The sequence below is a fragment of the Anoxybacillus sp. genome (assembly GCF_036834105.1).
GTDB lineage: Bacteria > Bacillota > Bacilli > Bacillales > Anoxybacillaceae > Anoxybacillus.
The window spans coordinates 1-6,277 of sequence record NZ_DAITON010000126.1 but is presented as its reverse complement, the minus strand read 5'-3'; the positions used below and the strand labels follow the sequence as shown (position 1 = coordinate 6,277).

The window sequence follows — 6,277 nt, the reverse complement described above, 5'->3', positions numbered from 1 at the left end:
TAAGTTTAATTGATTCGGCCACCAATTTTGATTTACCGTGCCACTCGATTGTACACTTGTCGCTCCACCGTGATGAAAAGGACATTTTCCTCCATTTGCTTGATTGTTGTTTTCCATGTTCCTTTCCTCCATTCACTTTAAAATGAAAATTATTATACATTTAGAATTATACTAAATAAGAAATAAAAATCAAATAAAAAATACTATATAATTAATATATTTATCATATTATATATTATGTTTTTGATTAAAAATAATGAATTTTATGTATATACTCTTGTTACTTCCAATCAATAGAAAAAGCCAGCGTATCATACGCTGACTTTTTCCCACTATCGTTTTCTTCAGTTGTACGCTAGTTACTTTCGTTTCCAAACGAATTGTAAAACAAGTAAAATTACAAAACTGCCAAGACCGATGACATCTGACCAAACAGTCGGGTTAATGAGCATCACACCGGCGCCAACCGCAACGACTCGCTCAATCCAATGCAAACTGCGCATCCAATATCCGATCATCCCTGCACCGATGGCAATCATTCCTGTAACGGCCGTAAAGATGACCCAAAGCAATTCCGTTACAGTTGTATCAATCATAAGCAGCTGTGGAGATAAGACGAACATGTACGGGATAATGAACGCCGCAATCGCCAACTTCGCCGATTGCACTCCGGTGCGAATCGGTTCCCCACCTGATACACCAGCAGCCGCAAAAGCCGCAAGCGCCACCGGAGGAGTAATATCCGCAATAATCCCAAAGTAAAACACGAATAAATGAGCTGATAAATCAGGAACACCAAGCAAAATAATGGCCGGTGCAGCAATCGTTGACGTAATGACGTAGTTCGCCGTTGTTGGCGATCCCATTCCTAAAACGATCGCCGCAATCATCGTTAAAAATAACGTTGGCAATAAATGCCCTCCAGCAATATCAAGCAATCCGTTTGCGAGCTTTAACCCTAAACCTGTTTTCGTCACGATGCCGACAATAATTCCGGCGGCGGCAGTAGCGGCAGCGACCCCTAACGCTGTCCGCGCTCCGTCTACAAGCGCATAAACGATATCGACAAGCTTCATATTCGAGTCGCGGTTTATAAATCCGACGACGATGGCGATGGCGATGGAATATAACGCCGCATGCGTAACGGTCACACCAGCCGTCAATAAGGCGATGACCGAAACAATCGGAATAAGTAAATACATTTTCTTAAATACTTCTTTTCGATTTGGCATTTCTTCTTTTGACAGTCCACTTAAACCGATGCGCTTCGCTTCAAAGTGCGTCATAATCCAAATGCCCGTAAAATATAAAATAGCAGGAATCGCAGCTGCCTTTGCGATATCCCAATAAGTGAGCCCGCCACCGATAAACTCGACCATCAGAAACGCTGCCGCTCCCATAATTGGCGGCATCAACTGCCCACCTGTTGACGCTGCAGCCTCGACCGCTCCGGCAAACTCTTTTTTATAGCCGAGCTTTTTCATCATCGGAATGGTAAAAGACCCTGACGTCACGACGTTTGCGACAGAACTTCCGCTAATCGTTCCTTGTAGCGCACTAGAGAAAATGGCTACTTTTGCCGGACCTCCTGTGCTTCGACCGGCAATCGCCACTGCTAAATCGTTGAAATATTGTCCAACACCTGTTTTCACGAGAAACGAACCGAACAATAAGAAGAGGAAAATAAATGTCGACGATACACCTAATGGCGTTCCTAAAATTCCTTCCGTCGTAAAAAACATCGTTTGCACGAGGCGCTGCAAGCTCAAACCGCTATGGCGCAAAAAGCCCGGCATCATTTCGCCAAAGTAACCGTACGATAAAAATAAAATAGCGATCATGGTAATCGGCAAACCAACCGCGCGACGTGTCGCTTCTAACACAAGCAAAACGGCCAAAACGCCTGTGTAAAAATCTTGATCGGATAACATGCCGACGCGCATGACGATCTTATCAATATGAAGCGGCCAATATGAACCGACGTAAATGCTTAATAAAGCGAGCACGATGTCGTACCATGCTACTTGAAGTTTTCCGCTCTTTCTTTTTCCGCGCCGAGCAGGAAATAAAAGAAAGATGAGGGCTAAAGCAAATCCTAAGTGAACGGAACGTTGAATTTGCGCAGTAAAGACGCCAAAAATAGCCGTATACAACTGAAACAATGAAAAAGCTAACAATCCCGCAAACGCGATCTTTTGAAAGACTCCAGTCAATTGGCGCGTATTTGATTCGGGATCGTATTTTTCTAGTATTTTTTGTTGTTCTTCAGCTGATAATACGTCAACTTTTTCATTCGTCAATGATGTTCACTCCTTTCAACTGCTGCCATAAACTGATTCGAGTTGGAACGATTCTCACCCACTTGCCATAACCGATCTTCTCACCGAGCACAATTTCTTTTCCTTTGTAGATGAGGCGATGATTAGCCCGAACTTGGCCGATGCGGAGATCAATCGTTCGAAAGCGACGGTTCATATTTGTAATGACGTACTTCCCGTTTTTTCGTTCGAACACTTCATTTCCTTCCGCATTCGATGGCATTCCAACCGCAAAGTTCTCATACATCAACTCTGTAAGTACGAGTTCTTTTTCGAATATCGTATATGTTTCGACAACATCGGTGAAATGAATCGAATGTGTATAAACGATTTGAAACGTTTGCGATTCAGCGATCGGAAAAAATACGATGAGACGATCGGAATCTTCGAAATAAAACGCCACGACTTGCTTATAAGGAAAGAAAAACAAGCAAGCAAGGATGAGGAACAAGGGCAAAAAAAAGAAACGTTTCAATAAAGACATCACCATTCACCTTTAAACAAAACGAAACGATAGACCGAACAACGTCGGTCTATCATCACATGTCGTTATTTTACGCCTTTTTCAGCAAAGTATCTTTCCGCTCCTGGATGCAACGGAATGTTGCCGATGCCATCGAGCGCTGTTTCAGCTTTAATTAACTTTCCTTTCGCATGCGTAATTTTGTCTGTATTTTCAAAAATAGCTTTTGTAATATTGTATACTGTCTCTTCATCTAAGTCTTTGCGAACGACAAGCATCGCTTTAACTGCTACAGTTGTAACGTCTGAATCAATTCCATACGTACCAGCAGGAATTGTATCTTCCGCGTAGAACGGATATTTTTCAATCAATTGTTTCACTTTCTCAGCAGAAATCGGTACAATCTTCACTTCTTTTTGAGCAGCTAACGCTTCAACTGCACCTGTTGGCGTACCAGCTGTAACGAACGCCGCATCGATGCTGCCTGATTGAATGCCGTCGACAGACTCATCAAAAGATAAGTTTTGTACTTTAATGTCGTTTAAAGAAATGCCGTGAATGTCTAAAATTTGTTGTGCGTTTGCGCTAACTCCAGAACCTGGCGCACCGATGGATACTGTTTTTCCTTTTAAATCTTCAACTGATTCGATGCCGCTGTCTTTTGTCGTTACGATTTGAACTGTTTCTGGATAAAGCGTACCGATCGCTTGTACGTTTTCTACTTTATTTCCTTCAAACATTAATTCCCCATTCAATGCGTAAGAGGCGATATCCGTTTGTGCAAACGCCATCTCCGCTTCTCCTTGTTTTAACGTGTTCATATTTTCCGCAGAAGCACCTGAAGACTGTGCGTTCGCGTTAATTCCTGTCTCCTCTTGAATGATGCTCGCCATCGCTCCACCGAGCGGATAATATGTACCACCTGTACCACCTGTTAAAATGCTAATGGTTTTGACTTTCTCTTTCTCTCCTCCGCTACTTCCTTGTTCATTTCCCCCGTTACATGCCGTGACAATCATTGTAAACGCTAACAACACGACAAACAACATACTGCGACGTAGCTTTCTCATCATAACCACCCCTTCTATTTTTCTATTTCAAAAGTCACAGCACTATCATATCATAAACTACTAGAAACATGTCAAATCATTTTTTATTTTTTTCCAAATTATCGGAAATTTATCACAACTAGAGGGCAATTGTAAGTGGGAGAAATACGAACAGCCCCTAACACCGTTCGCTAATCTCCCAACCGCTCTCGTATTTCCTCTACTGTCATGTCGAGAATATGGGCAACGTCTGTTATACTCATTCCTTTTTTGACCATTTTTCGAATGGTTTCATTTTTCCCTTCTTCTCGACCTTGTTTCAATCCTTCTTTCAATCCTTCTTTCAATCCTTCTTGTCTTCCTTCATCCCGACTGCCGCGAATGTTTGAGAGTTGATCAAGGAGCCATTTCAGCCGCATTTCGTACGCGTAACGGTTTTCGGGGTCGACGCTTAAGCTTTGCCATTCTTCTAGCGCTTCTAAAATGTCTTGTTCTGTCATGGCGATTCCCTCCAATTCACGAAACATCTCTTCATCCATTTTTTTCGTTCGTCCATCGACAGCCGACAACATCGTTAGCCATGGCCATTCCGGTGACTGTTTTAATGAATAGTGCTAGGCACTGTTTGCTAACTATCCTTTGCGATCGCGAGCGCGTTTATCACAGACAGGACAATGTACATCCCATTCTGCTGCTTGTTCTAGCATCATATCGTTACTCTGTTTTATCTCCATGAAGCGCTTCAAGACTATAGCGTCTCTTTCGAAATAGCCTCGCTGTCCTTTGTCGTTGACGTGAAACTTGTATCCCGCGTCTTGGAGGATGAGGGCATACTTTCTCAAGGTGGGCTCCTTTATGCCCAGCAAAGCACACACATCACTTGGCTCCATTAATATTTGTCCTTCGTCCGTATCACCCGTCATAGCGCCGTTACCTCTCGTTATAACGCTGTGATATTAATCATTCTATTGTCGCTTCGGTATATCCTGCAACGGCAAAATGATGGGAATGTATAGCAAAAAATATTGCAGCGTTGCCGAACTTTAAGGGTATGATGTGATACAATCATGAGCGTGATGTATAAGAGGGAGAGGTGGGATAAAATGGAATCAGATGCAATTCAACGTGAACGTTTGCGTTTAAAAAAAGTGGACAAAAAAGCAAAACTAGATGAATGGCATCCCAAAAAGATCGCATTAGCAAACGAATGGATTGAGAATGAACAAACGCAGATGAAGCGCCCGATCATACGAGGAGCTATTTTCACTTGTGAACTTGGAGAAAATATCGGCACAGAACAAAACGGAGAGCGGCCGGTGCTTGTTCTTTCCAACGACTGGATTAACCGCACATCCGGAAATGTTAAGGTAGCTCCTTTGTCTACAAAATTAAAAACCCAAACCGTTACAGATCGAAAAGGGAAAACCAAAGTAGTACCTCGTTTAAAGACACATTACTTTCTTCGAAAGGAAGTTTATCCGTTTTTAGCGCAGACTTCTGCGGTAAAGGTAGAAGAATTAACGACCGTCAACAAAGTACGATTAAAGCAACATATCGGCAATATAAACGAGGATGATTTAAATAAGATTATGAACCGTGTAAAATGGGTATTTGACCTGTAACGTACTTACAACGTATTGACATTTCCCTAGGTTTTTTCTATACTTAGAGTACAAATTACGTCGTCTGTCTCGTCACAGACTAGTTCACACGTGAAAAAACGTGGATTCGTTTGTTTTGCAACGGAGAGGAGCCCAAATGGTTCCTCTCTTTGCATATTATCAGCAAAAAACTCATAACTTAATGATAAGTTGCCTGCCGCGTCGCAGGCCATTTCACCCCGTCAGTGGGGGATTCATAGTTTTTGCCCCAGTACTTCGGTGCTGGGGTTTTATGTATTTATCATTTCCCGCAAAGAAAATCTACAAATTGATGCTTACATAACAAAGAGGGACAATTTTTTGCACATAGCCCTGTCAAGTAGCTGCGGCCTTTTCTCGATATTCAATTGGGGAAAGGCCGTTCAGTTTTTCTTAAAAACGACTGTGATTGTAAAAATGAATATACTCTTGAATAGCCTGATACGCCTGTTCCATCGTTTTTGGGCGCACCAAATACAACTTCTCTATACAACTTCTCTGTCTTTAGATGTGAGAAGAAACATTCGATACATGCGTTATCATGGCAATTTCCCCTTCGAGAATGGCTTCCTTGAATCTTGAGTTCTTCAAGCTGGTTTTCATATGATTTTGTTGTGTATTGGAACCCTTGATCTGAATGAAGAAGGGCATTCTGACCAAATGGCTTCCCATTCAGTTGTTTGATTGTATTCAAAACCAACTCAAGATCATTTCTTTCCGATAGCTCCAATGGAACAATTTCATTGTTATAGCCCGTGGTGCTAGATAAAATCGAGTAAGCATAAAAATAGCCCTTGCCTGCGGATC

The 6,277-nt window shown here is 42.1% G+C and carries 5 protein-coding genes and 1 pseudogene; 1 reads left to right on the top strand and 5 read right to left on the bottom strand.

Annotated features, from left to right (window positions below):
* Window positions 1–359 precede the first annotated feature (359 nt).
* The 4 genes from V7Z64_RS10960 to V7Z64_RS10945 form a co-directional block, all read right to left on the bottom strand.
* On the bottom strand, window positions 360–2,300 hold the full coding sequence (locus V7Z64_RS10960) for a TRAP transporter permease (RefSeq protein WP_297987385.1): 1,941 nt from the start codon (window positions 2,298–2,300) through the stop codon (window positions 360–362).
* Window positions 2,290–2,802 (bottom strand): DUF1850 domain-containing protein, encoded by a 513-nt coding sequence (locus tag V7Z64_RS10955; RefSeq protein WP_297987384.1) that lies wholly within the window; start codon window positions 2,800–2,802, stop codon window positions 2,290–2,292. Before V7Z64_RS10955 ends, V7Z64_RS10960 begins: the two co-directional genes overlap by 11 nt.
* Before the next feature lie 65 nt (window positions 2,803–2,867).
* Window positions 2,868–3,851, bottom strand: a complete 984-nt coding sequence (locus V7Z64_RS10950; protein ID WP_442885201.1) for a TAXI family TRAP transporter solute-binding subunit — start codon at window positions 3,849–3,851, stop codon at window positions 2,868–2,870.
* Window positions 3,852–4,021: 170 nt separating this feature from the next.
* On the bottom strand, window positions 4,022–4,402 hold the full coding sequence (locus V7Z64_RS10945; RefSeq protein WP_334110405.1) for an Rpn family recombination-promoting nuclease/putative transposase: 381 nt from the start codon (window positions 4,400–4,402) through the stop codon (window positions 4,022–4,024).
* 531 nt (window positions 4,403–4,933) lie between these two features.
* On the opposite strand from V7Z64_RS10945, the gene V7Z64_RS10940 reads away from it, so the two are divergent.
* Window positions 4,934–5,452 (top strand): type II toxin-antitoxin system PemK/MazF family toxin, encoded by a 519-nt coding sequence (locus tag V7Z64_RS10940; protein WP_297992475.1) that lies wholly within the window; start codon window positions 4,934–4,936, stop codon window positions 5,450–5,452.
* A gap of 411 nt (window positions 5,453–5,863) precedes the next feature.
* Here V7Z64_RS10940 and V7Z64_RS10935 read toward each other — a convergent pair.
* A pseudogene (locus tag V7Z64_RS10935) lies at window positions 5,864–6,277 on the bottom strand (DDE-type integrase/transposase/recombinase); the annotation flags it as partial.

What these genes read in the sequence shown, in the direction of transcription:
- V7Z64_RS10950 (WP_442885201.1), bottom strand. Translation starts at nt 3,851, where the DNA reads ATGAGAAAGCTACGTCGCAGTATGTTGTTTGTCGTGTTGTTAGCGTTT.
- V7Z64_RS10955 (WP_297987384.1), bottom strand. Translation starts at nt 2,802, where the DNA reads ATGTCTTTATTGAAACGTTTCTTTTTTTTGCCCTTGTTCCTCATCCTT.
- V7Z64_RS10945 (WP_334110405.1), bottom strand. Translation starts at nt 4,402, where the DNA reads ATGTTGTCGGCTGTCGATGGACGAACGAAAAAAATGGATGAAGAGATG.
- V7Z64_RS10940 (WP_297992475.1), top strand. Translation starts at nt 4,934, where the DNA reads ATGGAATCAGATGCAATTCAACGTGAACGTTTGCGTTTAAAAAAAGTG.